The organism is Diaminobutyricimonas sp. LJ205 (assembly GCF_009755725.1).
In the GTDB taxonomy this organism is placed as follows: domain Bacteria; phylum Actinomycetota; class Actinomycetes; order Actinomycetales; family Microbacteriaceae; genus Ruicaihuangia.
The window spans coordinates 1,456,993-1,481,479 of sequence record NZ_CP046619.1; the positions used below are offsets into that span (position 1 = coordinate 1,456,993).

General features: G+C 66.7%; 23 protein-coding genes. 16 read left to right on the forward strand and 7 right to left on the reverse strand.

Annotated elements, in window-relative coordinates; all coding sequences use genetic code 11:
* Nucleotides 1–4: 4 nt before the first annotated feature.
* Together GO591_RS06920 and GO591_RS06925 are read left to right on the forward strand one after the other, a co-directional pair.
* Nucleotides 5–334, forward strand: a complete 330-nt coding sequence (locus GO591_RS06920; RefSeq protein ID WP_157156146.1) for a metal-sulfur cluster assembly factor — start codon at nucleotides 5–7, stop codon at nucleotides 332–334.
* A 127-nt stretch (nucleotides 335–461) separates the two neighbouring features.
* Nucleotides 462–2,060, forward strand: a complete 1,599-nt coding sequence (locus GO591_RS06925) for an ABC-F family ATP-binding cassette domain-containing protein (RefSeq protein ID WP_157156147.1) — start codon at nucleotides 462–464, stop codon at nucleotides 2,058–2,060.
* Nucleotides 2,061–2,216: 156 nt separating this feature from the next.
* Here GO591_RS06925 and GO591_RS06930 read toward each other — a convergent pair whose 3' ends face one another.
* Genes GO591_RS06930 through GO591_RS06940 form a run of 3 tightly spaced genes read right to left on the reverse strand, consistent with a single transcriptional unit; the run spans nucleotide 2,217 to nucleotide 3,582 of the window.
* Entirely contained in the window at nucleotides 2,217–3,062 is an 846-nt protein-coding gene (locus GO591_RS06930) for an SURF1 family cytochrome oxidase biogenesis protein (RefSeq protein WP_157156148.1), read from the reverse strand.
* A complete protein-coding gene (locus GO591_RS06935) occupies nucleotides 3,059–3,307 on the reverse strand; it encodes a hypothetical protein (RefSeq protein WP_232466303.1) in 249 nt (82 codons plus the stop codon). Before GO591_RS06935 ends, GO591_RS06930 begins: the two co-directional genes overlap by 4 nt.
* Nucleotides 3,304–3,582, reverse strand: coding sequence for a DUF3099 domain-containing protein (locus GO591_RS06940; protein WP_157156149.1), 279 nt, complete (start codon nucleotides 3,580–3,582; stop codon nucleotides 3,304–3,306). The genes GO591_RS06935 and GO591_RS06940 overlap by 4 nt, the downstream gene beginning before the upstream one ends.
* Before the next feature lie 51 nt (nucleotides 3,583–3,633).
* Between GO591_RS06940 and fabG the strand changes: the two genes are divergently transcribed.
* Nucleotides 3,634–4,344 (forward strand): 3-oxoacyl-ACP reductase FabG, encoded by a 711-nt coding sequence (gene fabG / locus GO591_RS06945; RefSeq protein WP_157156150.1) that lies wholly within the window; start codon nucleotides 3,634–3,636, stop codon nucleotides 4,342–4,344.
* A gap of 41 nt (nucleotides 4,345–4,385) precedes the next feature.
* Here fabG and serB read toward each other — a convergent pair whose 3' ends face one another.
* The gene (gene serB / locus GO591_RS06950) at nucleotides 4,386–5,024 is read right to left on the reverse strand and encodes a phosphoserine phosphatase SerB (RefSeq protein WP_157156151.1); all 639 of its coding nucleotides are present in this window, start codon (nucleotides 5,022–5,024) and stop codon (nucleotides 4,386–4,388) included.
* A gap of 35 nt (nucleotides 5,025–5,059) precedes the next feature.
* On the reverse strand, nucleotides 5,060–6,295 hold the full coding sequence (gene glgC, locus GO591_RS06955; RefSeq protein ID WP_157156152.1) for a glucose-1-phosphate adenylyltransferase: 1,236 nt from the start codon (nucleotides 6,293–6,295) through the stop codon (nucleotides 5,060–5,062).
* Nucleotides 6,296–6,341: 46 nt separating this feature from the next.
* On the opposite strand from glgC, the gene glgA reads away from it, so the two are divergent.
* From glgA to GO591_RS06980, 5 genes are all read left to right on the forward strand, one after another.
* Nucleotides 6,342–7,526: a glycogen synthase gene (glgA, locus tag GO591_RS06960; protein WP_157156153.1), complete on the forward strand. Its 1,185-nt coding sequence runs from the start codon at nucleotides 6,342–6,344 to the stop codon at nucleotides 7,524–7,526.
* A 93-nt stretch (nucleotides 7,527–7,619) separates the two neighbouring features.
* Nucleotides 7,620–8,402 carry an ABC transporter ATP-binding protein gene (locus GO591_RS06965; protein WP_157156154.1) on the forward strand — a complete coding sequence of 261 codons (783 nt, stop codon included), beginning with the start codon at nucleotides 7,620–7,622 and terminating at the stop codon, nucleotides 8,400–8,402.
* 89 nt (nucleotides 8,403–8,491) lie between these two features.
* Nucleotides 8,492–8,740, forward strand: a complete 249-nt coding sequence (locus tag GO591_RS06970; RefSeq protein WP_157156155.1) for a type B 50S ribosomal protein L31 — start codon at nucleotides 8,492–8,494, stop codon at nucleotides 8,738–8,740.
* 133 nt (nucleotides 8,741–8,873) lie between these two features.
* On the forward strand, nucleotides 8,874–9,272 hold the full coding sequence (locus tag GO591_RS06975; RefSeq protein WP_157156156.1) for a hypothetical protein: 399 nt from the start codon (nucleotides 8,874–8,876) through the stop codon (nucleotides 9,270–9,272).
* Between the two features lie 615 nt (nucleotides 9,273–9,887).
* A complete protein-coding gene (locus GO591_RS06980) occupies nucleotides 9,888–11,093 on the forward strand; it encodes an MFS transporter (RefSeq protein WP_157156157.1) in 1,206 nt (401 codons plus the stop codon).
* On the opposite strand, the gene GO591_RS06985 is transcribed toward GO591_RS06980, so the two are convergent.
* Together GO591_RS06985 and GO591_RS06990 are read right to left on the reverse strand one after the other, a co-directional pair.
* Nucleotides 11,090–13,882 (reverse strand): FAD-binding and (Fe-S)-binding domain-containing protein, encoded by a 2,793-nt coding sequence (locus GO591_RS06985; protein ID WP_157156158.1) that lies wholly within the window; start codon nucleotides 13,880–13,882, stop codon nucleotides 11,090–11,092. The genes GO591_RS06980 and GO591_RS06985 overlap by 4 nt on opposite strands.
* The gene (locus tag GO591_RS06990) at nucleotides 13,879–14,784 is read right to left on the reverse strand and encodes a MurR/RpiR family transcriptional regulator (RefSeq protein WP_232466305.1); all 906 of its coding nucleotides are present in this window, start codon (nucleotides 14,782–14,784) and stop codon (nucleotides 13,879–13,881) included. Before GO591_RS06990 ends, GO591_RS06985 begins: the two co-directional genes overlap by 4 nt.
* Nucleotides 14,785–14,982: 198 nt before the next feature.
* Between GO591_RS06990 and GO591_RS06995 the strand changes: the two genes are divergently transcribed.
* The 8 genes from GO591_RS06995 to GO591_RS07030 all read left to right on the forward strand — a co-directional run bounded on the left by GO591_RS06995 (nucleotide 14,983) and on the right by GO591_RS07030 (nucleotide 24,485).
* Nucleotides 14,983–16,539 carry an ABC transporter substrate-binding protein gene (locus tag GO591_RS06995; RefSeq protein WP_157156160.1) on the forward strand — a complete coding sequence of 519 codons (1,557 nt, stop codon included), beginning with the start codon at nucleotides 14,983–14,985 and terminating at the stop codon, nucleotides 16,537–16,539.
* 63 nt (nucleotides 16,540–16,602) lie between these two features.
* Nucleotides 16,603–17,574: an ABC transporter permease gene (locus GO591_RS07000; protein ID WP_157156161.1), complete on the forward strand. Its 972-nt coding sequence runs from the start codon at nucleotides 16,603–16,605 to the stop codon at nucleotides 17,572–17,574.
* Nucleotides 17,571–18,458, forward strand: coding sequence for an ABC transporter permease (locus GO591_RS07005; RefSeq protein ID WP_157156162.1), 888 nt, complete (start codon nucleotides 17,571–17,573; stop codon nucleotides 18,456–18,458). The genes GO591_RS07000 and GO591_RS07005 overlap by 4 nt, the downstream gene beginning before the upstream one ends.
* On the forward strand, nucleotides 18,455–19,381 hold the full coding sequence (gene murQ / locus GO591_RS07010; RefSeq protein ID WP_157156163.1) for an N-acetylmuramic acid 6-phosphate etherase: 927 nt from the start codon (nucleotides 18,455–18,457) through the stop codon (nucleotides 19,379–19,381). Before GO591_RS07005 ends, murQ begins: the two co-directional genes overlap by 4 nt.
* Nucleotides 19,378–20,538, forward strand: a complete 1,161-nt coding sequence (locus GO591_RS07015) for an anhydro-N-acetylmuramic acid kinase (protein WP_157156164.1) — start codon at nucleotides 19,378–19,380, stop codon at nucleotides 20,536–20,538. Before murQ ends, GO591_RS07015 begins: the two co-directional genes overlap by 4 nt.
* Complete coding sequence (locus GO591_RS07020) at nucleotides 20,535–21,638, forward strand: dipeptide epimerase (RefSeq protein ID WP_157156165.1); 1,104 nt, start codon at nucleotides 20,535–20,537, stop codon at nucleotides 21,636–21,638. The genes GO591_RS07015 and GO591_RS07020 overlap by 4 nt, the downstream gene beginning before the upstream one ends.
* A complete protein-coding gene (locus tag GO591_RS07025; protein WP_157156166.1) occupies nucleotides 21,631–22,773 on the forward strand; it encodes a serine hydrolase domain-containing protein in 1,143 nt (380 codons plus the stop codon). The genes GO591_RS07020 and GO591_RS07025 overlap by 8 nt, the downstream gene beginning before the upstream one ends.
* Entirely contained in the window at nucleotides 22,770–24,485 is a 1,716-nt protein-coding gene (locus GO591_RS07030; RefSeq protein ID WP_198295581.1) for an ABC transporter ATP-binding protein, read from the forward strand. The genes GO591_RS07025 and GO591_RS07030 overlap by 4 nt, the downstream gene beginning before the upstream one ends.
* Nucleotides 24,486–24,487: the final 2 nt, after the last annotated feature.

Below are 24,487 nucleotides of genomic sequence, written 5' to 3' on the forward strand. Positions count from 1 at the left end.
CCATATGGCTACGGCACTGGCACCGGCGCTCTTCGACCAGGTCGAAGAGGCGCTGAAAGACGTAATGGATCCCGAACTCGGGGTGAACGTCGTCGACCTCGGCCTGATCTATGACCTGACCTGGGACGACGAGAACGACGCCCTGATCATCAGCATGACGCTCACCTCGGCTGGCTGCCCGCTCACCGACGTGCTCGAGGAGCAGACGGGGCAGTCGCTGGACGGCATCGTCGAGCGATTCCGCATCAACTGGGTGTGGATGCCGCCGTGGGGTCCGGAACGGATTACCGACGATGGCCGCGACATGATGCGAGCCCTCGGCTTCAGTATCTGACTGGGCCCGTCACCCCGCGTCCCGCCGATGGATGGACGCGGGGTGTTCTATGAGCCGAACTGAACTGTTCGGCTGATTCCGAAGCAACCGCACGCCCGCGCGTGCGAACAAGAAATGGACGCCGACTGTGCTGAATGTTCACGACCTCGAGATTCGGGTGGGCGCGCGCCTGCTCATGGAGGGTGTGAGCTTCCGCGTCGACAAGGGCGACAAGGTCGGCCTGGTCGGGCGCAACGGCGCCGGCAAGACCACGCTGACGAAGACCCTGGCGGGGGAGACCCAGCCGAGCGGTGGCAGCATCAGCCGCAACGGCGAGGTCGGCTACCTGCCGCAGGATCCGCGTTCGGGTGACCCCGAGGAACTGGCGCGTACGCGCATCCTCGACGCGCGCGGATTGGGCAGCCTGGTGCTCGGCATGCGGCAGGCCACCGAGGACATGGCATCGACGGATGCCGCGATCGCCGACGCCGCGATGAAGAAGTACGGGCGCCTGACCGATCGTTTCGATGCGCTGGGCGGGTATGCCGCGGAGGCCGAAGCGGCCTCGATCGCGTCGAACCTGAACCTGCCCGACCGGATCTTGGACCAGCCGCTGAAGACGCTGTCCGGTGGCCAGCGGCGCCGCATCGAACTCGCGCGCATCCTGTTCTCGGACGCGCAGACGCTGATCCTCGACGAGCCGACCAACCACCTCGACGCTGACTCGGTGGTCTGGTTGCGGGAGTTCCTGAAGAACTACTCCGGCGGCTTCATCGTGATCAGCCACGACATCGAACTGGTCGGCGAAACCGTCAACAAGGTCTTCTACCTGGACGCCAACCGTCAGGTGATCGATATCTACAACATGGGCTGGAAGCACTACCTGCGCCAGCGCGAGTCCGACGAGGAGCGCCGCAAGAAGGAGCGCGCCAACGCCGAGAAGAAGGCGACGACGCTGCAGCTGCAGGCCGCGCGGTTCGGCGCCAAGGCGTCCAAGGCCGCCGCAGCGCACCAGATGGTGGCGCGTGCCGAGAAGCTGCTCGCCGGTCTCGACGAGGTGCGTGCGGTCGATCGGGTCGCCAAGTTGCGCTTCCCCGACCCGGCGCCGTGCGGTCGCACCCCGCTGATGGCGTCGAACCTGAGCAAGAGCTACGGGTCGCTGGAGATCTTCACCGCCGTCGACCTCGCGATCGACCGTGGTTCCAAGGTCGTCGTCCTCGGCTTGAACGGTGCGGGCAAGACGACGCTGCTCCGGATGCTTGCCGGCGTGGACAAGCCCGACACCGGGCAGATCGAACCCGGTCACGGACTCCGCGTGGGCTACTACGCGCAGGAGCACGAGACCATCGACGTGAAGCGCTCGGTGCTCGAGAACATGGTGTCCTCCTCGCCACAGTTGACCGAGACCGAGGCCCGGCGGGTGCTCGGCTCGTTCCTGTTCACCGGTGACGACGCCACCAAGCCCGCAGGTGTGCTCTCCGGTGGCGAGAAGACCCGGCTCGCGTTGGCGATGATCGTGGTCTCCGGTGCGAACGTGCTGCTGCTCGACGAACCGACCAACAACCTCGACCCGGCCAGCCGCGAAGAGATTCTCGGCGCCCTGGCCAGCTATGCCGGCGCAGTGGTGCTGGTCAGCCACGACGCCGGAGCGGTCGAGGCACTCAACCCGGAGCGGGTGCTGATCCTGCCCGACGGCGTCGAGGACCACTGGAACAAGGACTACGCGGAGCTAATCGAGCTCGCGTAGGACTCGCGGGACCGTTCCCCACGCGGTGGTCGATGCGTTCGTGCCCGTCCGGAACGTCTGTGCCCGCTCGAACGGGCACGGATGTACCAAACCGGCACACACACACAGCGCACACTGCGGCTCGCGCGGAGCGGATGCACCCGCCGCGGTGGCCTGTCAGCGGGGAGTGCTGTCCAGCAGTTCGTCCTCGATGTCGCTGTCGGTGGGTTTGCGTGCGGCCCGCTTGCGTTCCCGCTCGGCCGCACGGCGCTTCTCGGCGGGGTCCTCGGCGTTCGCGATCCGATACTCGGTGCGCACTGCCCAGCCGAGACCGATGAACGCCATCAGCCCGAAGGCGATCCACTGCATTGCATAGGACAGGTGCGGGCCCTCGTCCTCGGGCGGCTTCGGCGCCGCGATCGGGCTTTCCGCTGGGGCGGGCGTCTCGCTGTCCAGTAATCCATACGCGTTGACGTAGGTCGGGGCATCCGTCAACTCGGCGATCGTCGGCAGGTGCACTGTCGCCACCTGGCCTTCCGGCGCGGACCGGTTCGGCAGAGTCGGCTCGCCAGCCTTCAGCCGCGCGACCACTGTGACCTCTCCGCTGGGCGGCGCAGGCACCACGTCGGGGTAGTCCTGATCCGACCCGGTGGGCACCCAGCCACGGTCGACGACGAACACGCTGCCGTCGTCGAGCAGCAGCGGAGTGAGCACGTCGAACCCGGGCTGCCCGTTCAGTGGACGGTTTCGCACCAGCACCTGGTCCTCGACCTCGTAGGTGCCGGTCATCTGCACTGGCGTCCACTTGTCGGCGTCGTCCCATTCGGTCCGGTCTGACAGCACCGCATCGAGCGCGACGGGCTGGGCATCCCAGTTCGCCGCGACCTTCGCGTTCTCGGCCTGGACTTCGTCCAGTCTCGCCCACTGCCACCGGCTGAGCGCGACGCAGGCGAGCGCGAAGAGGAGGGTGATTCCGAGATATCCGGCCCAGCGTCGATTCAGAACGAACCGCCAGCCGCTCACTCGGTGGCCTCTCGGTCCGGCAGCGAGCCGACGGTCACGCCGAGCGGCGTGATCGCGACCGGGAAGGCGCGCGCATCCAGGTAGTCGTACAGCCAGTCGCGATGCTCATCGCACGCGAGCCACACCTTGACGCGATCCTGGCTGTGGATGCGCGGATTGCGCCAGTTGATCGTCCACGTGGCATCGTTCTTGCAGCCGGCTCGTGAACAGATCTGAAGGGTGGGATTCCTCCCGGGGTCGATCAAGAATCCTCTTCCTTTCGGGGACTGGGCAACAGCGCACCCGGCCCCACAACGGCGGCCTGAGTGGCTTTCGCATGCACATTCGCCAGTACGACGGCGATGTACGGCAACACGACCGCACCGATCGCCGGCACCAGCAGCCACCAGCCCTGCACCCAGAAGCACGCGAAAATGCACACCAGTCTGATCCCCATGGTGATCGAATATTTCACCATGCGGGCACGCCGCTCCTGCTCTGGGGCAGGAGGCAGCGAAGTGATGGTTGCAGGATGCTTCATGGCTGTAGCCCCAGCCTACGCCGCCCAGCGCCCCCAGTAGGCTGGGGAATCATGACAACTTCCCGCACAGTTCTGGTCACTGGAGGAAACCGCGGTATCGGTTTCGCAATCGCCGAAGAGTTCATCGCCGCCGGACATCGAGTCGCGGTCACCGCTCGTTCCGGCGAAGGTCCTGAAGGAAGTGTCACGGTCCGTGCGGATGTCACGGATGCCGCATCCGTCGATGCGGCGTTCACCCAGATCGAAGCCGAGTTGGGCCCGGTCGAGGTCGTCGTCGCCAACGCGGGAATCACCCGCGACACGCTGCTGCTGCGGATGAGCGATGAGGATTTCACCGACGTCATCGACACCAACCTGAGCGGCGCCTTCCGGGTGGTCAAGCGCGCGTCGAAGGGGATGCTGAAGGCCAAGTTCGGTCGCGTCATCCTGGTCTCCAGCGTGGTCGGTTTGTACGGCTCCGCCGGTCAGATCAACTACGCCGCCTCCAAGAGCGGCCTGATCGGAATCGCCCGGTCGCTGACGCGCGAGCTCGGCAGCCGCGGCATCACCGCCAACGTCGTCGCCCCGGGGTTCATCGAAACCGAGATGACCGCGGTGCTGCCCGAAGACACCCAGGCCGAGTACAAGCGCAACATCCCGGCCGGTCGCTTCGCCACGCCGTCCGAGGTGGCCCGGGTGATCACCTGGCTCGCCGGCGATGACGCCGCCTACGTGTCGGGCGCGGTCATTCCAGTCGACGGCGGACTCGGGATGGGGCACTAGGCCCAGCCCAAGCGGCCCAGCCCACGGCCTACCGGGCGGAGTCAGCCGCGCAGGCCGAGCAGCGGCAGAAGCTGGGTGAGGTCGCGCGCATCCATGATCACGTGGGCCTCATCCCGAACCGGCGCCTTGGCGTCGAAACCGACCGCTAGTCCGGTGATTGCCATCATCCGCAGGTCGTTGGCACCGTCGCCGACAGCGACGGTCCGGCTGAGCGGGATGCCGAAATCCTCCGCCCATTCGCGAAGGGTTGAGGCCTTCGCCTCGGCGTCGATGATCGGACCGGACAGCCCTCCGGTGAGGACGCCGTCGGTGACCTCGAGCCGGTTGGCGCGCCAGTAGTTGAGGCCGAGCTGTTCGGCGATCGGGTCCACGATCTCGTGGAAGCCTCCCGAGACAACCCCGACCCGGCCGCCGGCGGCTTGCACGGCAGCGATCATCTCCGGCACCCCCGAGGTGACGGTGACGCGGTCACCCGCGGTCTGGAACACCGATTTCGGCAGCCCCTTGAGGGTCGACACCCGGGCGCGCAGGCTCGCCTCGAAGTCGAGTTCACCGTTCATGGCGCGTTCGGTGATCTGCGCGACTTCGGCGAGGGAGCCCGCCTCTTCGGCGAGCAACTCGATCACCTCGTTTTCGATGAGGGTGGAGTCGACATCGAGCACAACGAGGAATCGAGCCATGAACTTCGAGAGAACCTTCCGGGGATGCGTGCGGATTACTCGATCCGCGCACCCTTGCCAACGACGGTGATGCCGGAATCTGTGACGGTGAAGCCCCGGGAGCGATCGACGACGGAATCGACACCGATGGATGCACCGGGGGCGACGACGACGTCTTTGTCAAGGATAGCCCGGCGCACGATGGCGTCCGCGCCGATATAGGCCCGCTCGAAGAGCACCGAATCGGTGACCTTGGCACCGGATTCCAGGGTCACCCACGGCCCCATGACCGAGCGTTCGACGTGGGCACCGGAGATCACCGAACCCAGGGAAACCGCTGAGTCGATCATGGTTCCCACCGCATTGTTCGCGTCGCGCACGAACTTGGCCGGGGGCGAGTTCAACTGCTGGCTGAAGATCGGCCAGCGACTGTTGTAGAGGTTGAACACCGGCAGCGCGGAAATCAGGTCCTGGTGGGCTTCGAAGAACGAGTCGATGGTTCCGACATCCCGCCAGTAATAGCGGTCGCGATCCGTCGACCCGGGGACCTGATTGCGCTTGAAGTCGTACACGCCCGCTTCGCCCCGGGAGACGAAGTCCGGGACGATGTCGCCACCCATGTCGTGACTCGAGTCGGGCCGCGCGCCGTCGCGCGTCACCGCGTCCATCAGCACATCCGCGTTGAACACGTAGTTGCCCATCGACGCGAGCACCTCGTGTGGAGCGTCGGCCAGGCCCTGGGGGTGCTCGGGCTTCTCATGGAACGCCTTGATCCGGGTCGGGTCATCGGCGGTGGTCTCGATCACGCCGAACTGGTTCGCCAGGGAGATCGGCTGCCGGATCGCCGCCACGGTGACGCCGGCGCCGGATTCGATGTGCGCGTCGACCATCTGGCTGAAGTTCATGCGGTAGACGTGGTCGGCACCGACCACGACCACGATGTCCGGCTTCTCATCGCGCAGCAGGTTCAGGCTCTGCAGGATCGCGTCCGCCGAACCGCTGAACCAGCGCTTGCCGAGGCGTTGCTGGGCCGGGACGGATGCCACGTAAGCGTTCAGCATCCCGGTCAGCCGCCAGGTCTGCGAGATATGACGGTCGAGACTGTGTGACTTGTACTGGGTCAGCACGACGATCTGAGTGAGCCCCGAGTTGATCAGATTCGACAGTGCGAAATCGATCAAACGGTAGCCGCCGGCGAACGGCACAGCCGGTTTGGCCCGGTCCGCGGTCAGGGGCATCAGCCGCTTTCCTTCGCCACCTGCGAGCACGATACCGAAGACTTTTGGCGCCATTCACCCACAGTATTGCCGTCAGGCTCGATGTACTAGCGTTCCGGATATGCGAGTAGACGTGATCAGCCGTGAATATCCGCCGGAGGTCTACGGGGGAGCCGGGGTTCACGTCGCGGAACTCGTCCGTGCACTGCGGGCGACAACGGACGTTCAGGTGCGCTGCTTCGGGATGCCTCGGGACGAACCCGAGGTGCACAGCTACCTCGTGCCCTCGCAGCTGGCCTCCGCCAACCCGGCACTCGCGACCCTCGGGGTAGACCTGCAGATCGCCGGTGACGTCGCCGGGGCAGACATCGTGCACTCGCACACCTGGTACGCGAACGGCGCCGGTCATATGGCGAAGTTGCTGCACGACATCCCGCACATCGTGACCGCGCACAGCCTCGAGCCGCTGCGGCCGTGGAAGGCCGAGCAACTCGGCGGCGGCTACCGGGTGTCCAGCTGGATCGAGCGCACGGCGTTCGAGTCAGCGGATGCCGTGATCGCCGTGAGCGAGGGCATGCGCCGTGACATCCTGCGCAGCTACCCGAGCCTTGACGAGCAGCAGGTGCCGGTCGTGCACAACGGCATCGACCTGGATCGCTGGGTGCCGGTGACGGACCCCGAGCTGGTGCGCTCGCTCGGAGTTGACCCGGATCGCCCGTCGGTGGTCTTCGTCGGCCGGATCACCCGGCAGAAGGGGCTGCCGTACCTGCTCAAGGCGGCCGCCTACCTGCCCGCGGACGTGCAGCTTGTGCTCTGCGCCGGGGCGCCGGACACGCAGGACATCCTGGCCGAGGTGCACTCGGGGGTGGCGGCGCTGCAATTGCAGCGCTCCGGCGTGGTCTGGCTGGACCGGCTGCTGTCGCAGGCCGAGCTCAGCGCGCTGCTCAGCGCGGCCACCACGTTCGTCTGCCCGTCGGTGTACGAGCCGCTCGGCATCGTGAATCTCGAGGCGATGGCCTGCGGGGCACCCGTCGTGGGCACCGCAACCGGCGGCATCCCCGAGGTGGTCGAAGATGGCGTCACCGGTCGGTTGGTTCCGATCGCGCAGGTCGATGATGGCTCCGGGACGCCGATCGATCCGGAGCGGTTCATCGCCGATCTGGCCAACGCGCTCATTGAGGTGGTCTCCGACCCCGCGGCGGCAAGGAAGATGGGCGCCGCCGGACGCGCCCGCGTCGAGGCGGAGTTCGGCTGGGACCGCATCGCCGTGCGCACCCGGGAGATTTACGACAGCGTGCTCGGCTGAGTGAGCTGAGCCCAGCGGCGGGGGCTCGCCGGATGACCCGCGGGGTGGCCTGCGCCGGTTGTGCTTCCGTCAGCACCTAAACTTGGAGCCATCATGGCTAGCGTTCTGGAACTCACTGATGTCTCCGTCGTTCGGGATGGCAACACGATCCTCGACTCTCTGACCTGGCGAGTCGACGACGACCAGCGGTGGGTGATTCTCGGGCCGAACGGCGCCGGGAAGACCACGCTGCTGCAGGTCGCGTCGGCGTCGATGCATCCGTCCGCGGGGCACGCCACAGTGCTCGGCGAGACGCTCGGGTCGGTCGACGTGTTCGAACTGCGCCCGCGGATCGGTTTCGCCTCGACCGCGATGGCCCGGCGTATCCCGCAGGATGAAACGGTGCTGAACTCGGTGATGACCGCCGCGTACTCGGTGACCGGCCGCTGGCACGAGGAGTACGACGGCATCGACGAGCGGCGCGCGCGTCGGGTGCTCGCCGAATGGCAGCTCAGCGCATTCGAGAACCGCCGGTTCGGCGACCTCAGCGATGGCGAACAGAAGCGGGTGCAGATCGCCCGCGCGGTGATGACCGACCCGGAGATGCTGCTGCTCGATGAGCCGGCGGCCAGCCTGGACCTTGGTGCCCGCGAGGAGCTGCTGCAGCTGCTCGGCGGCTACGCGAGCGCACCAGAGGCTCCCGCGATCGTCATGGTCACCCACCACGTCGAGGAGATCCCGGCCGGCTTCACGCACGCGCTGCTGCTCTCCGAGGGCACGATCACCGCGCAGGGTCCGGTCGAAGAAGTGATCACCGCCGACCTGCTTGGCGAGACCTTCGGCCTCGACCTGGTCGTGAACCGCGAAGAAGGCCGATTCAGCGCCCGCGCGGCCTGACATCTGGTAACGTAGTCTGCTGGCCGGTGTGCGAGTAGACACGCGCCTCAGACTTTTCCTTTCGACAGCCGACATCCAAGGATCCACCAATGAAGACCGACATCCACCCGACCTACGCTCCGGTTGTGTTCCGCGACCTCGCTTCGGGCGCTACCTTCCTCACCCGTTCGACGGTGAGCAGCGACAAGACCATCGAGCTGGACGGCGCGACCTACCCGGTCATCGACGTGGAAATCTCCTCGGAGTCGCACCCGTTCTACACCGGTAAGCAGCGCATCATGGACTCGGCCGGTCGCGTCGAGAAGTTCAACCAGCGCTTCAAGAACTTCGGCAAGTAAGGCTTCTTGCCCAACGGCCCCGCACCTTGTGAGCGGGGCCGTTTTGTTTTGCCTGGGATCGCTCGGGCGCATACCTGACTTGGGTCCCACATTCTCGGCCGGGTCGGCGACGGAGCATCACTAGAGTCTGTGCATGACTGAGAAGGCACCGCGCGTTATCGCGGTACGGCAAGGGGTAGTGCAACCGACCGGATCCTGGCTGTACGTGTGGATCGACACCGCTAACTCGGCGGTCGCATACGTTGGTGCCACCGGGTTGGACCCTGAGCTGCGCGCCCACCTCCACCTCACAAGCGACAACCCCGACCATGGACGAATCAGGGCGACAGTTTCGAGGTACGCGGAACGTGATTTCGATGTGCTTGCCTTCGCTGTGCCGAGCGGCACTTCGCGGCCGGCGGCAAAGGACGCGCTCGTCGCAGAACTTGCCGCGCGGGGTTACGTCGATTCCTCCGTGGTTGCTGCCCCCATGGAGGCCGTCACGGCGCCGATTATCAGCACTATCGAGGACTCCCTCCGCGGGCTCCGGTGAACCACTCCGTTCGTGACGGTCGCGTGCAGACGAAGATGTCCGTAAGTTTTCTTGCACGAGACTCGCTCGGGAGGAATTCGCCCGCTCGGGAGGACGTTTCTGCGGAAATCGTCCTCCCGAGCCGCCGAACTCCGCCCATGGAGGAGCCCGCCATTACGGTAGGGGCGTGTTGACCGCTAGAGTCAAGCCGCATGACGCGGAGCGCGGCTCGCGATGGGTTGGGCGGCGACGCTGGGTGCTGGGCATCGCCGGAGTCGCCATCGCTACGATCTCAATCCTGAGTATCCGGTCGGGAGAGTGCTTCGACGCGGCTCCTGAGTCCGGTGCCGATAGCTACTGCATCTCGGGACCCGCGAGTGCGGCGTAATCGGTTCCGTCGCACTCGCGGCGATAAGCACGATCGCTATTGGCTACTGTGTCTACCGGCTCGTCCGCAGACGGCCCTAGCCGGCGGTGCAGAACGCGCCTGCTGGTTACGGCGTTGATGCTCCACGCGATCGCCCCCACCCACGTCAAAGTTTGACGAAGGATGTCCGGTTCCTGTACTAATTTGACAAACGAACTGCGAGGATGCGGGCTACTTCACTTCGCACTAACGGAGTGGGGGAGTCACGGATGCCGGTCAAGGACAGTCGCCGGGTATCACTGGTGCTCGCATTCGCGGGCATGGGTGTCACCGCCTCGGTCGTGCCTGCTGTCCTGCCATCACTGGCGGCCGACTCTGGACTGCCGCTTGCCGACTATCTCGATGTCGTGCCGGCGCTGTTCGGCGGACTCTTTCTCGGAGTTCTGCTGTCCACGCTGCTCGCCAGGTACTGGTCTGCGCATGTCATCCTCACGGCCGGTGCCCTGCTCCAGTTCGCCGGATTCGTGTCGATCGCACTCGTGGTCGCACCACCACAAGTCGTCGGTGCGAGCTTCGTCACCGGTGTCGGGTTCGGACTCGCGGAGGCGGCCGGAAGCGTCCTGGCCAAGGCTGTCGCGGCGACGCGCACGACATCACTGCTGGCCGCACTGACCGGAACGGTCGCCGCGGTAGCTGCCGTTTGCCCGCTCATCCTCGCGGTCATACTCGTCGACGGAAACGCGCGGCTGCTCGTCGCCGCCGCTGGCCTCATTCACCTCGCAAGCGCCGCGCTGGTCGCTGCCAATCGCAGAGCGTTCCGGACACCGGTCGCGGTAACGGCCGCGTCCGTCGGCGCCCTGCCGGAACGCTCGGGCCTGGTTCTCACGATCATCGGCGTCGGGTTCGCGCTCTTCCTGTACGTAGGCGTCGAAACCGTTTTCTCGGGCTGGTCAGCGGTACTTGCGACCGAGCTGTTGCGCCTCGAGCCGGCTACCGCCGCCCTCGGAACCTCCGCGTTCTGGGCATTGATGGCGGCAGGCCGGTTCGTTGCCTGGCTGGTCTTGAAAACGAAGCTGGCTCCGGTTGCGTACCTGCTGATCAACTGCGGGGTGGCGACGCTCGCGCTGGCGGCATCCGCGATTCTGGCGCCGGATGGCGGACTGTCGAGCGTCCTCGGGGTATGCGTCACCATCGTCTGCCTGGCGCCCTGCTATTCGCTCATCCTGGGCATTGGGCTGAGCCGGATGCAGTTGACGGATGCCGCCCGCACGACGGGTTTCATCGTGGCAGCTGGCGCCGCCGGCGGCAGCACCATTCCGCTGCTGCTGCTCACCGTGTCGCGCGAGCCGGCCGGTCAGTTGGTCATCGCGGCCACCGCAGGCCTGATGCTGCTGCTGTTCCTCGGGGCGCTGGCTGCGGCGATCCGACGGCCGCGCAGCCGAACCGAGCCGCAACCCGCCCAGACGCGGGCTTAGGCGAGCCTGGTCGCCTGCTCGACCAGCTCCAGCAGGTGCTGGTAAGGCTGGCCGGTGGCGCGGCTCATGCCGATCTCGCAGGTGCGGTTCGCCGAGGCGAACGCCTCGAACTTGCGCGACCCGATCTCCGCAGCTTCAGCTTCGGTTGCCGACGCGGTGAGCTCGGGGTGCAGCAGGCCACGGTCGCCTGCGAAGGCGCAGCAGTTCCAATCGATCGGCACGTGAACGTCGGGGGAGATCCGCTCCGCCAACGCGGTCATCATCGCGTTGGTGCCCAACTGTGTTGACGAGCAGGTGTGATGCAATGCGATCGAGTCCAACGGGCGGGTTACCGGCAACGACTCGATCACCCGATCGTGCACGAACTGGATTGAATCGACGAAGACCAGACGCGCGAAGTCGCCACCGGCCGCCGCGGCGTTCGCCCGCATGGTTTCCAGACCCTCGGTGCAGGAGGCCGCGTCGCACACGATGGGAAGCTCGCCACCGCGACTGGCTTCGAGCAAGGCGGCCAGCACAGTGTCGGTCATCCGGTTGTATCCGGCGGTGTAGCCCTTCGACTTCCACGGAGTGCCGCAGCAGAACTGGTCGATGCCCTCGGGGATGGCGACGCTCACTCCGGCCCGCTCACAGAGCTGCAGGAACGCATCTCCGACGCCGACGCCACCGTCTTCCGGACCGAACATCGTGCCGATGCAGGCGGGGAAGTAGACGGCCTCGGCATCCGGAGCGGCGAGCGGTCGCCGAACGGTGCCGCCGCGGGGGAGCCCGGCGTCATAGAGAGGCAGCGTGTCCGCGCCCAGCACCGCACGCCCCACCCGGGTGGCGGTTGTCGCCAGAGCCGCCGGAAAAGCGTCGGCCACGCTGAGGGCGACGCCACCGAGCTTGGTCACTGTGCCCCAGTTGCCCGCGGCAGTCGACCACGCCTTCTGCTCGAGTGTGCCGACGTTCTCGGCCCGCAACCGCCGCACCAGGTCGCCGGTATTGATGTTCACCGGACAGGCCACCTGGCACATGCCGTCAACGGCGCAGGTCTGAACCCCTTCGTAGTCGTAATCGCGGCGGAGTTCAGCCAGCAGTTTCTGGTCGCCGGCATCCTCGGCCGTCTGCATTTCACGCCGGATGACGATGCGCTGTCTTGGCGTCAGGGTGAGGTTTCGCGACGGACAGGCCGGCTCGCAATAGCCGCACTCCACGCAGCGGTCCACCTCTGCCTCGACGGTCGGCACCAGCTTCAGGTTTTCGAGGTAGGAGCCCGGCTCGTCGGAGAGCACGACCCCCGGGTTCAGGAGGTTGGTCGGATCGAAGAGCCGCTTCACTTCCTTCATCACCGAGTACAGTTCGTCACCGTACTGGCGCTGCACGAAGGGGGCCATGATCCGGCCGGTGCCGTGTTCGGCCTTGAGCGATCCACCCTGATCGAGGATCAGGTCGACCAGGTCGGCGGTGAACCGCTCGTACCGGCGCATCGACTCCGGGTCGTCGAACCGTTCGTTGAGCATGAAGTGGATGTTGCCGTCCTTGGCATGGCCGAAGATGACGCTCTCCTCGTAGCCGTGCCGATCGAACAGCTCGGTCAGTGTCTCGCAGGTGGCTGCCAGTCGCTCCACCGGGACGACGACGTCCTCCAGCAGCGCGGTCGTCCCGGACGGACGCGCCCCGGCGACCGCGGTGTACAGGCCCTTCCGCACGTGCCAGAGCGCCGCGCGGGCCTTCGCGTCGGTGGTCATGGTGACGGGGGAGACCACCTCGAGCGAGCCCAGCAGTGCCTCACCCTCGCGCTGCTGACGCAGCAGATCGTCCGCGCCCTCGGCGAGATATTCGATCAGCAGCGCGGCTTCGGTGGTGATGACACGGCCGGCCAGTTCCGGGATGCTGCCTGGCTGCGATTGCGCGACCCGCAGGGAGGTCGCGTCCATCAACTCGATCGTGCCGAACCCCTGTGCGACCAGGGCGGGCAGTGCGGCGACCGCCGCATTCAGATTCGGGAAGATGGCCAGTCCGGTGGCCGCCGCCGCCATCAGCGGCACGGTTTCGAAGGTCGCCTCCGCGACGAATCCCAGCGTCCCCTCACTGCCGACCAGCAGGTGGGCGAGGATGTCGATCGGAGCCTCGAAGTCCAGGAACGCATTGACGCCGTAACCCATGGTGTTCTTCATGGCGAACTGACGACCGATGGTCTCGACGGAGTCGGGATCAGCCAGGATGCGTGCCCGGAGAGCGGCCAACCCGGCATGCAACTCGGGTTCTTCGCGACGCAGCTGCTCGTCAGCGTCCCCGGCGCCCGAATCGATCGTCGTTCCGCTGGGCAGCACGGCCACCAGAGACTCCAGCGTTCGATAGCTGTTCTGCTCGATGCCGCAGGCCATACCGCTGGAGTTGTTCGCGATGATGCCGCCGACTGTGCAGGCGATCTCACTGGCGGGGTCGGGGCCAAGTTTTCGTCCGTGCCGCGCGAGCCGTGCGTTCACCTGACGGACGGTCGCGCCGGGCTGAACGCGCACCCGGGCTCCGTCATCGAGCACCTCGATCCGTCGGAAGTTCGTGCGGGTGTCGACGAGAATGCCGTCGGTGACGCCCTGTCCGCTCAGGCTCGTCCCGCCCGAGCGAAACGTGAGCGGCACGCCCCGCCGGTGACTTTCCCGAAACAGGGCGCTGACCTGGTCGGCCGTGGCTGGGGTTGCGACGGCATCCGGGACCAGCAGGTAGTGCGACGCGTCGTGTGCGTATGCGAGCCGATCGATGGAGCGTTCGCTCAGCTCAGGCAGAGCGGTCTGTGGCGCTGTCATCGCTGGTTGCCTTTCGGGCTCTTGCCGTGCACTGCCGAATAGGTCTTGCGCAGGGCAGCCATCGATTCCTCGAATGAGGCCTGAGCGACCGCGGTGAACAGGCAGTCGACGACCATGAGCTGCGCGATGCGGCTGCCCAATGCCCCTGCGCGGAACACCGTCTCTCGGGCCGCGGTCGTAAGCACCACGTCGGCGGCACGACCGAGCGGGGAGTCGCTGAAATTGGTCAGGGCGATCGTCGCCGCGCCGGCTTCGCGGGCGAGGTTCAGGAACTCGACCGCATCCGTCGTCGCTCCCGAGTGGGAAACGGCCAGCGCCACCGAGTGGTGATCGAGCGTGGCCGCCGAGGTCCAGGCGGAGTGCGGGTCCGACCAGTTCATTGCCGTGCGCCCGATTCGGGTGAGCTTCTGCTGCAGGTCAAGGCCGACCAGTCCGCTCGCGCCGACGCCGAATGTCACCACCCGACGCGCGCCATGCAGGAGTTCGACGGCGCGGCCGAGACTCTTGGTGTCGAGCATGGTCGCCGTGTCCGCGATCGACAGGGTCTCGTTGAGCGCAACCTTCGAGACGATGTCTTCAAGCGAGTCGTCGCGGTCGATGTCGCCCGACACGGTGAGCAGTTCCGGGTTCTCCACCCGCTCCCTGGTCACTTCGCGGGTCAGGTCGATGCGAAGGTCCTTGTAATGGGCGTAGCCGATTCGCTTATAGAACCGCACCACCGAGGTCGTCGAGGTCCCGCAGCGTTCGGCGATCTGAGCGATCGAGAGCCCTACCGCTTCGGCGGGGTTGTCCAGGAACAGCTGCGCGATCAGGCGCTCCGACGGTGGGGCAGACGGTGCGACCTGACGCATGCGCATCAGTACGGTGCGTGAGTCGGGTCGGTCGGCGAGTGTCTGAGTCACGGGGTGCCCTTTCCTGAGGACGGGTTTGCTCGGCTTCGCAGCGTTGCGGTCGAGTTTCATGACGAAACAAGGTGGAAACTAAATTACGGGTCCACATCTTGTAGTGTACTTTTATTCCAACCTGGATCACAGACGCTCCCCGTGCACAGTGCAGCAGCACTGAAACGCAATGGAGCAGCACACCTAGAGGAGAAACCCTTGGCATCTGGTTCTCGTTTTACCCGGGGAACAGTGACGACGCTGGGCATTGCCGCCGCCGTGTCGCTGATTCTCTCCGGCTGTTCATCCGCCGGCTCCACTCCGCCCGACAGCGACTCCGGCGCAGCCGGCGGCTCGCTGGTCATCGGCGTGACGACCGATCCCGACACGCTCTTCCCGTGGAAGGCCACCCAGTTCCAGGCAGTCAACGTGCTGCAGAACCTGTACGGCACGCTGACCGAGTTCGACGAGGAGCTCAACGTCGTTCCCGGCCTTGCCGAGTCGTGGGATGCCTCGGAAGACGGCCTGACTGTCACGCTGAAGCTTCGCGAAGGGGTCACCTTCAGTGACGGCAGTACCTTCGGCTCGGAGGACGTGAAGGCCTCACTGGAGAAGATCCAGGACGAAGCGACCGCTGCGGTCTCGCGTACCTCGCTCGCATCGGTGACGGCCATCGAGGCACCGGACGAGAGCACCGTTGTGCTCACGCTGTCCGCGCCCGACGCGGCACTGCCGGCCAACCTCGCGGTCATCAACATGGCGATGCTGTCGTCGGAGGACACGGAAGAGGCGCTCAACACCGCCCCGAACGGCACCGGTCCGTTCACCTTCGACTCCCGGGTCGCCAACCAGTCGGTGACGCTGACGAAGAACGCCGAGTACTGGGGCGAGGAGGCTCTGCTCGACAGTGTCGAGTTCCGCGTCATCCCCGATGAGTCCTCGATCGTTTCGGCCATGCAGTCCGGAAACGTGCACATGGCGTTCTTCGATGACCCGCTGGTCGCCCAGACCGCCGAGGGCGGCAACATCTCGATCGCCGAAACGCCTCAGCTCGGCTACCACGCCCTGCAGCTCAACGCGACGCGTGGTGACCTGGCCGATGTGAACGTGCGACTCGCAATCCAGTGCGCCATCGACCGTCAGGAAGTCCTCGACACCGCCGCCCTTGGCGAAGGTGAAGTGACCGGTCCGATCACCTCTCCGGCATACAAGTCCGACCCGTCGTCGCGTCCGTGCGCGGAGCGCGACCTCGACAAGGCGCAGTCCTACCTCGAGAAGGCCGGCAAGGCGGATGGCCTGACGATCAAGACCATCGTCTCGCAGGGCGGTTACGCCACGTCGGTGAACGAGGCGCAGAACCTCAAGTCGCAGCTCGCTGAGGCCGGCATCACGCTCGAGCTCGAGACCCTCGAGTCCGGCGCGTACGTCGACCGCTGGGTCGCCGGTGACTTCGACGCTGCGGTGGCGCTCAACGGCGGCCGTCCCGACCCGGATGGCATGTACGGCCGTTACTTCACCAGCACCGGCAACCTGAACAAGGTCGCCGGGTACAACTCGCCCGAGCTGGACGCCCTGTTCGCCGAGGGCAAGTCGAGCTCGGACCCGAAGGAGCGCGCCGCGGTCTACGAGAAGATCTCCGACCACCTGGAGGAAAACGCGGCGTGGATCTGGCTGTTCACCAGCTACAGCTACACCGCATCGGCTGACACGGTGAAGGGTTTCGTTCCGATGTCGAACGGCTCCCTCCAGTACCTGCGAACCACCAGCGTCAACTAACGACAGGCCAGGTATCGGCGCGACCATGCGCCGATACCTGGCCCTGATCGGGAACCTCAGGACATGCTCCGAACTCTCATTCACAACAGCGTCTTACGCCGCATCGCGGCGGCCGCGCTGACCCTCGTCGGCGTCGCGATCTTCGTGTTCATCATGCTGCGCGCGATTCCGGGCAACCAGATCACGGCCGGGCTGGGCACCGAAGCGGCAGCGCTGACCCCCGCCCAGCGGCTCGCGCTCGAGCAGTACTACGGACTCGACCAGCCCCTGTTCGTGCAGTTCTTCTCCTGGCTGGGCAACCTCTTAACCGGAAACCTCGGTTTCTCGTCTCGCGCCCAGGAGAGCGTGCTCGAGTTGACCCTGCAGTCGCTTCCGGTCACCTTCGAACTGGCCCTGCTGTCAATCGTGCTGGCGATCGCCATCGGCATCCCGCTGGGCATGCTGTCGGCCTCCAAGCCGGACTCCCCACGAGACGCGTTCGGCCAGGTGGTCGGCCTCGCCGGATTGTCGATCCCCGCCTTCCTCCTGGCGACGACGCTGATGTCGGTCCTCGCGTCGTCATTCGGTTACAACCCGAACGGGCAGACCTTTGCCCCCCTGTTCGAGAACCCGCTGCTAAACCTGCAACAGATGCTGCTGCCCGCGCTCGTGCTCGGCTTCGGTATCGCCGCCCCGATCATGCGGACGACCAGAACCGCGGTGCTCGAGATCCGTGCGAACGACTTCATCCGAACAGCCAGGGCAAAGGGTGTCCCGGAGCGCCGGCTGAAGGTCAAGCACGTACTCGGCAACGCGCTCGTGCCGATCGTGACCATGACCGGTCTGCAGTTCGGCTACCTGCTCGGTGGCGCCGTGGTGGTTGAACAGGTCTTCTCGATCCCCGGCATTGGACGTCAGGTGCTCCTCGGCATCCAGCAGAAGGAATACGCCCTCGTGCAGAGCACCGTGCTGGTGATCGCGCTCACGTTCGTGATCGTGAACCTGCTCACCGACCTGGCCTACCGCCTTATCGACCCCAGGGTGCGTGCAGAATGAGCGAACTCGAATCCACCCTCCAGCCCGCAGCGCCGGCCGCGGTGGCCGCTCGCCGGCTGCGCAGTGCTCTGAAGAGCCCCAGCGGTCTTGTCGGCGTACTGCTCATCGGGATGCTGGCCATCCTGAGCCTGATGTCGGCGTTCGGTCTGCTGCCGTACGACCCGATCGCCCAGGACCCGCCGTCGCGGTTGCTCCCGCCCTCTGCCGAGCACCTGTTCGGCACCGACCAGTTCGGTCGCGACGTCTTCTCCCGAGTGGCCGCCGGTGTCGCCAACTCGGCAGTGATCGCCCTCGTGGCGGTGGCCTTCGCCTCTGTCGTCGGAACCATGCTCGGCCTGATTGCCGGGTTCTTCCGCGGCATCCCTGACAACGCCATCGGCGGTGTCACGAACGTGCTGTTCGCCTTCCCGCCGCTGCTGCTCGCGTTGTCGCTCGCCTCCGTGTTCGATCGCAACTGGTTCACCATCGCGGTTGCAATCGCGGTCGTCTACGTGCCGATCTTCATCCGGGTCACGCGCGGACCGGTGCTCTCGCTGCGGGAGATCGAGTACGTGAAGGCGGCGACCAGCACCGGACTCAGCCGGCCGCTGGTGATGTTGCGGCACGTGCTGCCCAACATCACCTCGATCATCATTGTCCAGGTCACCCTGTCGCTGTCCTGGGCGGTGCTCACCGAGGCGTCGCTGAGCTTCCTCGGCCTGGGCGCACCACCGCCCACGCCATCACTCGGGTCGATGATCTTCGAGGCAAGGACCCTCGTGTCCATTGCCCCGTGGACGATGATCGCCCCCGGAATTGTCGTCGTACTCCTCGTCGTCGGACTGAACCTGCTCGGTGACGGACTCCGCGACTACCTTGATCCACGAAACAGAGGCAAGCGTTGAGCCCACAAGGCCCCCTAGAGACCCAAACCGACGAACTCATCACCGAGGGGACCGATCCGCGGTTCGCCACAATCGACCAGCTGCCGATCCGCGACCTGGTCGACCTGATGAACGAAGCGGACGCCACCGTGCCCGCCGCCGTCGGACGCGCCCGCCCGGCCATCGCCGCGGCGATCGAGGCGACCGCTGAGCGGATGAAGGCAGGCGGACGACTGATCTACGTCGGCGCCGGAACGCCGGGCAGAATCGGCGTCCTGGATGCCTCGGAATGCCCGCCCACCTTCAGCACGCCGCCGGGCCAGGTTTTCGCGATCATTGCCGGCGGGGCCACCGCCATCGTCTCGCCGACCGAGGGCGCCGAGGACGACGCACCCGCGGGCGCCCAGGCAATGGACACCGCAGGAATCGGCGCGCTGGACACCGTCATCGGCATCGCCTCGAGCGGCCGAACCCCGTATGTCGTCGCGGCCGTGACCCGCGCTCGCGAGCTGGGCGCCCTGACCGTCGGTCTCTCATGCAACCCCGGCACCGCGCTCAGCGCGAGCGCGGAGCATCCGATCGAAATCCTGGTCGGGCCCGAGGTGATCAGCGGATCGACGCGTCTGAAGGCCGGAACCGCGCAGAAGCTCGTGCTCAACATGTTCTCGACCATCGTGATGGTGCAACTGGGCAAGACCTACGGCAATCTAATGGTCGATGTGAAGGCATCCAACTCGAAGCTGCGCAAGCGGGCGCTGCGGATCGTGCGCACGGTCACCGAGGCTCCGGATGCCGACGCGATCGCCGCGCTCGAAGCCAGCGGCTACAACGTCAAGCAGAGCATCCTGATGATCCGATTGGGAATCGACGCGGACACCGCCGCGCTTCGCCTTGAAGACGCGGATGGCCGGTTGCGCGTCGCCCTCGGGGAGGAGACCCGATGAAGGTCCTGGGCATGATCTCTGGCACCTCGCACGACGGGATCGATGCAGCCGTGGTCGACTTCAGCTTCGACGACGGAGAGCTGACCGGAACGCTGCTGCACCGCAGCAGCACCCCGTACTCGGCCGCCTTGCGTACCCGGCTGGTGGAGGCGCTGCCGCCCGCCCAGACGACGCTTGCCGAGGTCTGCGAACTGGACACCCTGATCGGGCAGGCCTTCGCCGACGCTGCCTTGGCCGCACTGGCCGACCAGCCGGCCGACCTGATCGTCTCGCACGGCCAAACGGTGTTCCACTGGGTCGACGGCGGTCATGCCCTCGGCACCCTGCAGATCGGCCAGCCCGCCTGGATCGCCGAGCAGACCGGAGTGCCGGTCGTCTCCGACGTGCGCATCCGGGACATCACGGCCGGCGGCCACGGGGCGCCGCTCGTCTCGTATATGGACACCCTGCTGCTCGCGGGACAGTCGCGCACCTCGGCCGCACTGAACCTCGGCGGCATCTCGAACATGACGGTGCTGCCGGTTGGAACAGAACCGTATGCGTACGACATCGGGCCGGCCAACACCCTGGTCGACGCCGTGGTCTCGAGCACCGGGGCGCATCCGGATGGCTTCGATGAGGACGGCCGCATCGCGGCCGCCGGCACCGTCGACCGCGAGCTGCTGGCTGCGCTGCTGGATGACGCCTACTACCGGCTTCCGGCTCCGAAGAGCACGGGCAAGGAGTATTTCAACGGCAGCTACGTGACCGCCGCGGTTGAGCGTGCAGCGCGGGCGTTCTCCACCGAGGACCTGGTGGCGACCCTCACCGAACTCACCGTGCAGACGGTCGCCCGCGACGCACGCAGCGCGGGGATCGAGCTGCTGGTGGTGTCGGGAGGCGGATGCCGGAACCCGCTGATGTTCGACGGGATCGCGCGCGCCCTGCCCGGCACTCGGGTGGTGCGCTCGGATGACTTCGGGGCGCCAGCGGATGACAAGGAGGCGATCGCATTCGCCCTGATCGGCTGGTGCACCGCACACGGTCTGGTCGGCACCATCCCGGCAGGAACCGGTGCCCGTGAGGGGCGGATCCTCGGCACCATCACGCCCGGAGCCGGCCCGTTGGTGCTGCCTGCCCCGCTGCAGCAGCCGCTGGTGTCGCTGCAGTTGGTATGACCACGATCGAGCGCCTCCGCGTGCACCGGGTCACCATCCCGTTGCTCCGGTCCTTCGTGACCGCAGTGCGCGGCACCGACGGCGTCGATGCCCTGCTGGTCGAGGCGATCGACAGCGACGGCCGCAGTGGCTGGGGTGAGGCGCCGACCAGTTGGCGAGTGACCGGGGAGAGCCCCGCAAGCGTGCGCGCCGCGGTGCTCGGTCCGCTGTCAGAGGTGGTCGCCGGACGCCGAGTGAGTGACTTGGACGTATTGGGCAACGAACTGGCGACCGCCGTCGTGCAGAATTCGGCTGCCCGGTCGGCCGTGGACTGCGCCGTGCACGATCTGGCGGCGCAAGGGCAGTTGAAGAGCCTGCGGGCGTTCCTGGGCGGCGACGACCGGCCGGTGCTCACCGACATGACCCTGTCGATCGCCCCGCTCGACGACCTCGTCAGGACCGCCCTCGAGCACGTGGACAGTGGTTTCACCACCTTGAAGGTGAAGGTCGGCTCGCGCGCTGACACGGCCGACGCCGTGGTGCGGATCCGCGAAGCCGTGGGATCGGCGATCGGTCTGCGCGTGGACGCCAACCAGGCCTGGACCGCCGACGAAGCCGTGCGCATGATCCGGCACTGGGAAGACCACGGCGTCGGCCTCGAGTTCGTTGAGCAGCCCGTCGCCGCGCGCGACGTGGACGCCTTGGCTGCGGTCACCCAGAGCGTTGCCACCCCGATCCTCGCGGATGAATCGGTATGGACAACGCACGATCTGGGGCAGGTCATCGATCGGCGTGCCGCCGATCTAGTGAACATCAAGCTGGCCAAGGCCGGCGGTTTGACCGAGGCCCGGCGGCTCGTCGCAGCGGCCGCGGCGAACGACATCGGCGTGATTGTCGGCTGCATGATGGAAAGCCACGTGGGCATCGCGGCTGCCGAAGCGCTTGCGGCCACCCTCGGAGCCCGGGACGCGCACCGCGCGCAGGACCTGGATGCCGGACTGTGGATGTCGTCGTCGCCAGTGAACGGCGGCATCGACTACGCCGGCGAACGCCTGCTCAGCCGGGCAACGGCCGGGCTCGGGATCGACGGTTTGGCCGCGGGGGTCAGCGCGCATGACTGAGCCGCTCGCCGCGCTGGCCGAACGGCTGGTGCATCCGGCGCATAGGGAGACCGCCGCCCCCGCCGCGGCGCCCGGAGTGGTGCTTGCCCTGCACGCGCCGGGCATCGCCGAGGTGTTCGCGGCGGGATCGCGGACGGACCCGGATGCTGAGATTCAGTTGCCGATGACCGTGGACACCCACCACGACCTGGCCTCGGTGACCAAGGTCGTCGCCACCACGACGGCACTGCTGCGACTGGTGTCCGCCGGAACCATGAGCCTCGACGCCGAGGTTCGGAGTTTTCTGCCCGGGTTCCACGGCGGCCAGAAGGACGAGGTCACCGTCCGAGATCTCCTGCTTCACCGCGGGGGACTGCAGGAGTGGCATCCGCTGTACGTCGCGGCCGGCGCCAATGACGCCGACGCGGCCGCCCGGCTGGCTGAATCCCTGCCCCTGCGGTACGCCCGCAACCACGGCAGGCACTACTCGGACCTCGGCTTCATGCTGCTCGGACGGATCGTCGCGAACGTGGCCGCGGCACCACTGCCGGAGGCCGTCGGCAGCCTGGTGACCCATCCGCTCGGCATGCGCTCCACGCGATTCGCGCACCCGACCGGTGAGCCGGTGGCCACCAGTTCGCGTGGCGATCAGATCGAGATGACGATGATCGACTCTGGCGAGCCATACCCGGTTCCGTATCGCAGCAGCGACTTCCAGCGCTGGCGTGAGACAGCCATCACCGGACAGGTCAACGACGGAAACGCGTTCCACGCCTTCGCCGGCATCTCCGGGCACGCGGGGCTCTTCTCCACGGTCGCCGACCTGATCGGGTTCGGAACGGCACTGGCGAACTACGAGCAGCACGAGGATCTCTGGCGCGCGGACACCGTGCGCGAGTTCTTCGCTGGGGGCCCGGACAGTGCGCAGGCGCTCGGTTTCCGGCGTTACTCGATAATGCTCGACGGTCGAGCGGTGGATATGCTCGGCCATCCCGGTTTTACGGGCTGCGCGGTGGCCTTCGCTCCGGGACGGTCCATCGCGGTCGCCGTCGCCAGCAACCGGCTGCTGGGGCGCGGTGCGCCGACTCCAACGGAACAGCTGCTTCAGCAAGCGCTGGACGCGTCCAGTGCCACCATCAGGGAGCGTGCGCGATGACGCACAGCTCCTCCCAGACACCAACCACCACCAGCCACGAGGTAACCATGGAAAACCACGCGCCAGTCCTGTCCATTCGCGACCTCTCCATCAGCTTCCGAACCGGTGGCCGCCAGGTCGAGGCGGTCAGGAACGTCTCGATCGACGTATTCGCCGGCGAGACGGTTGCGGTGGTCGGGGAGTCCGGGTCGGGAAAATCGACCACTGCTGCGGCGATCAACCGGCTGCTGCCCGAGAACGGCATGATCACGAACGGCGCCGTGGAGTTCAACGGCACCGACATCGCTCGGCTCAGCGAACGCGAGATGCGGGCCATCCGGGGAGCCGGCATCGGCCTGGTGCCGCAGGACCCCATGTCGAACCTCAACCCGCTGGTGCGCGTCGGTGACCAGGTTGCCGAGGCGCTGCAGGTGCACGGCATCGCCAGCGGGAACGCGGCCCGAGCCAAGGTCGTCGAGCTGCTGGAAATGGTCGGGATCCCGGACCCCGAGCGTCGGATCAACCAGTACCCGCACGAGTTCTCCGGAGGGATGCGGCAGCGAGTGCTGATCGCGATGGGCCTGGCCTGCCGGCCACAGCTGCTGATCGCCGATGAACCCACCTCGGCGCTGGATGTCACCGTGCAGCGGAAGATCCTGGACCAGCTGGAACTGCTGACGACTGAGATGGGCACTTCGGTGTTCCTGATCACTCACGACCTCGGTCTCGCGGCCGAACGGGCCGACCGCATCATCGTGATGTACCGCGGCGAGATCGTCGAGTCCGGCGCGGCCTCAGAGATTCTCGGCAACCCGCAGCATGAGTACACCAGGCAACTGCTGGCTGCGGCGCCGAGCCTCACCTCGGTCAGCATGGTCGAAAGCACGTCCGCCGCGTTCAGCGCCGCGCTGCCTGACGCGCCCGCGATGGACAGCCTGGTCGTCGTCGAGGACCTGTCGAAGACCTTCTCGATCAGGGGCAGGGGTGGAGCGGCGACCAGCTTCACAGCGGTCGATGGAGTGAGCTTCAGCATTCCCCGGGGCCGCACGGTGTCCATCGTCGGTGAATCCGGTTCCGGCAAGTCGACCACGGCGAACCTCATCCTCGGACTCGAGGCGCCGACATCCGGTCGCATCAGCTTCGACGGCAGCGACAAGGCGAAGCTCAGCCGCAAGGAGCAGTTCGCCTTCCACCGGCGGGTGCAGCCGGTCTTCCAGAACCCCTACGCCTCGCTGGATCCGCGCTACACGGTCGAACGTTCAATCGAGGAACCGCTCCGGGTGCACAAGATCGGCACCGCGGCGACGCGCCGCCAGGCGGTGGCCGAGCTGCTCGACCGGGTCGCCTTGCCTGGCTCGATGGCCGACCGGCTGCCGCACGAACTCTCCGGCGGACAGCGGCAGCGCGTCGCGATCGCCCGTGCGCTGGCGCTGTCACCCGAGCTGGTGGTGCTCGACGAGGCGGTGTCGGCGCTGGATGTGCTGGTGCAGGCGCAGATCCTGGAGCTGTTGGCCGACCTGCAGCGTGAACTCGGCCTGTGCTACCTGTTCATCAGCCACGACCTCGCGGTGGTGCGGATGATCTCGCACGAGGTTCACGTGATGAAGCAGGGTCGCATCGTCGAGAGCGGCACGCCAGAACAGATCTTCGCGAACCCGCAGGCTGAGTACACCAAGGAGCTTCTGGACGCGATCCCGGGCACGCGGCTGGCGGGAATCCGAGCCGCGAACTAGCG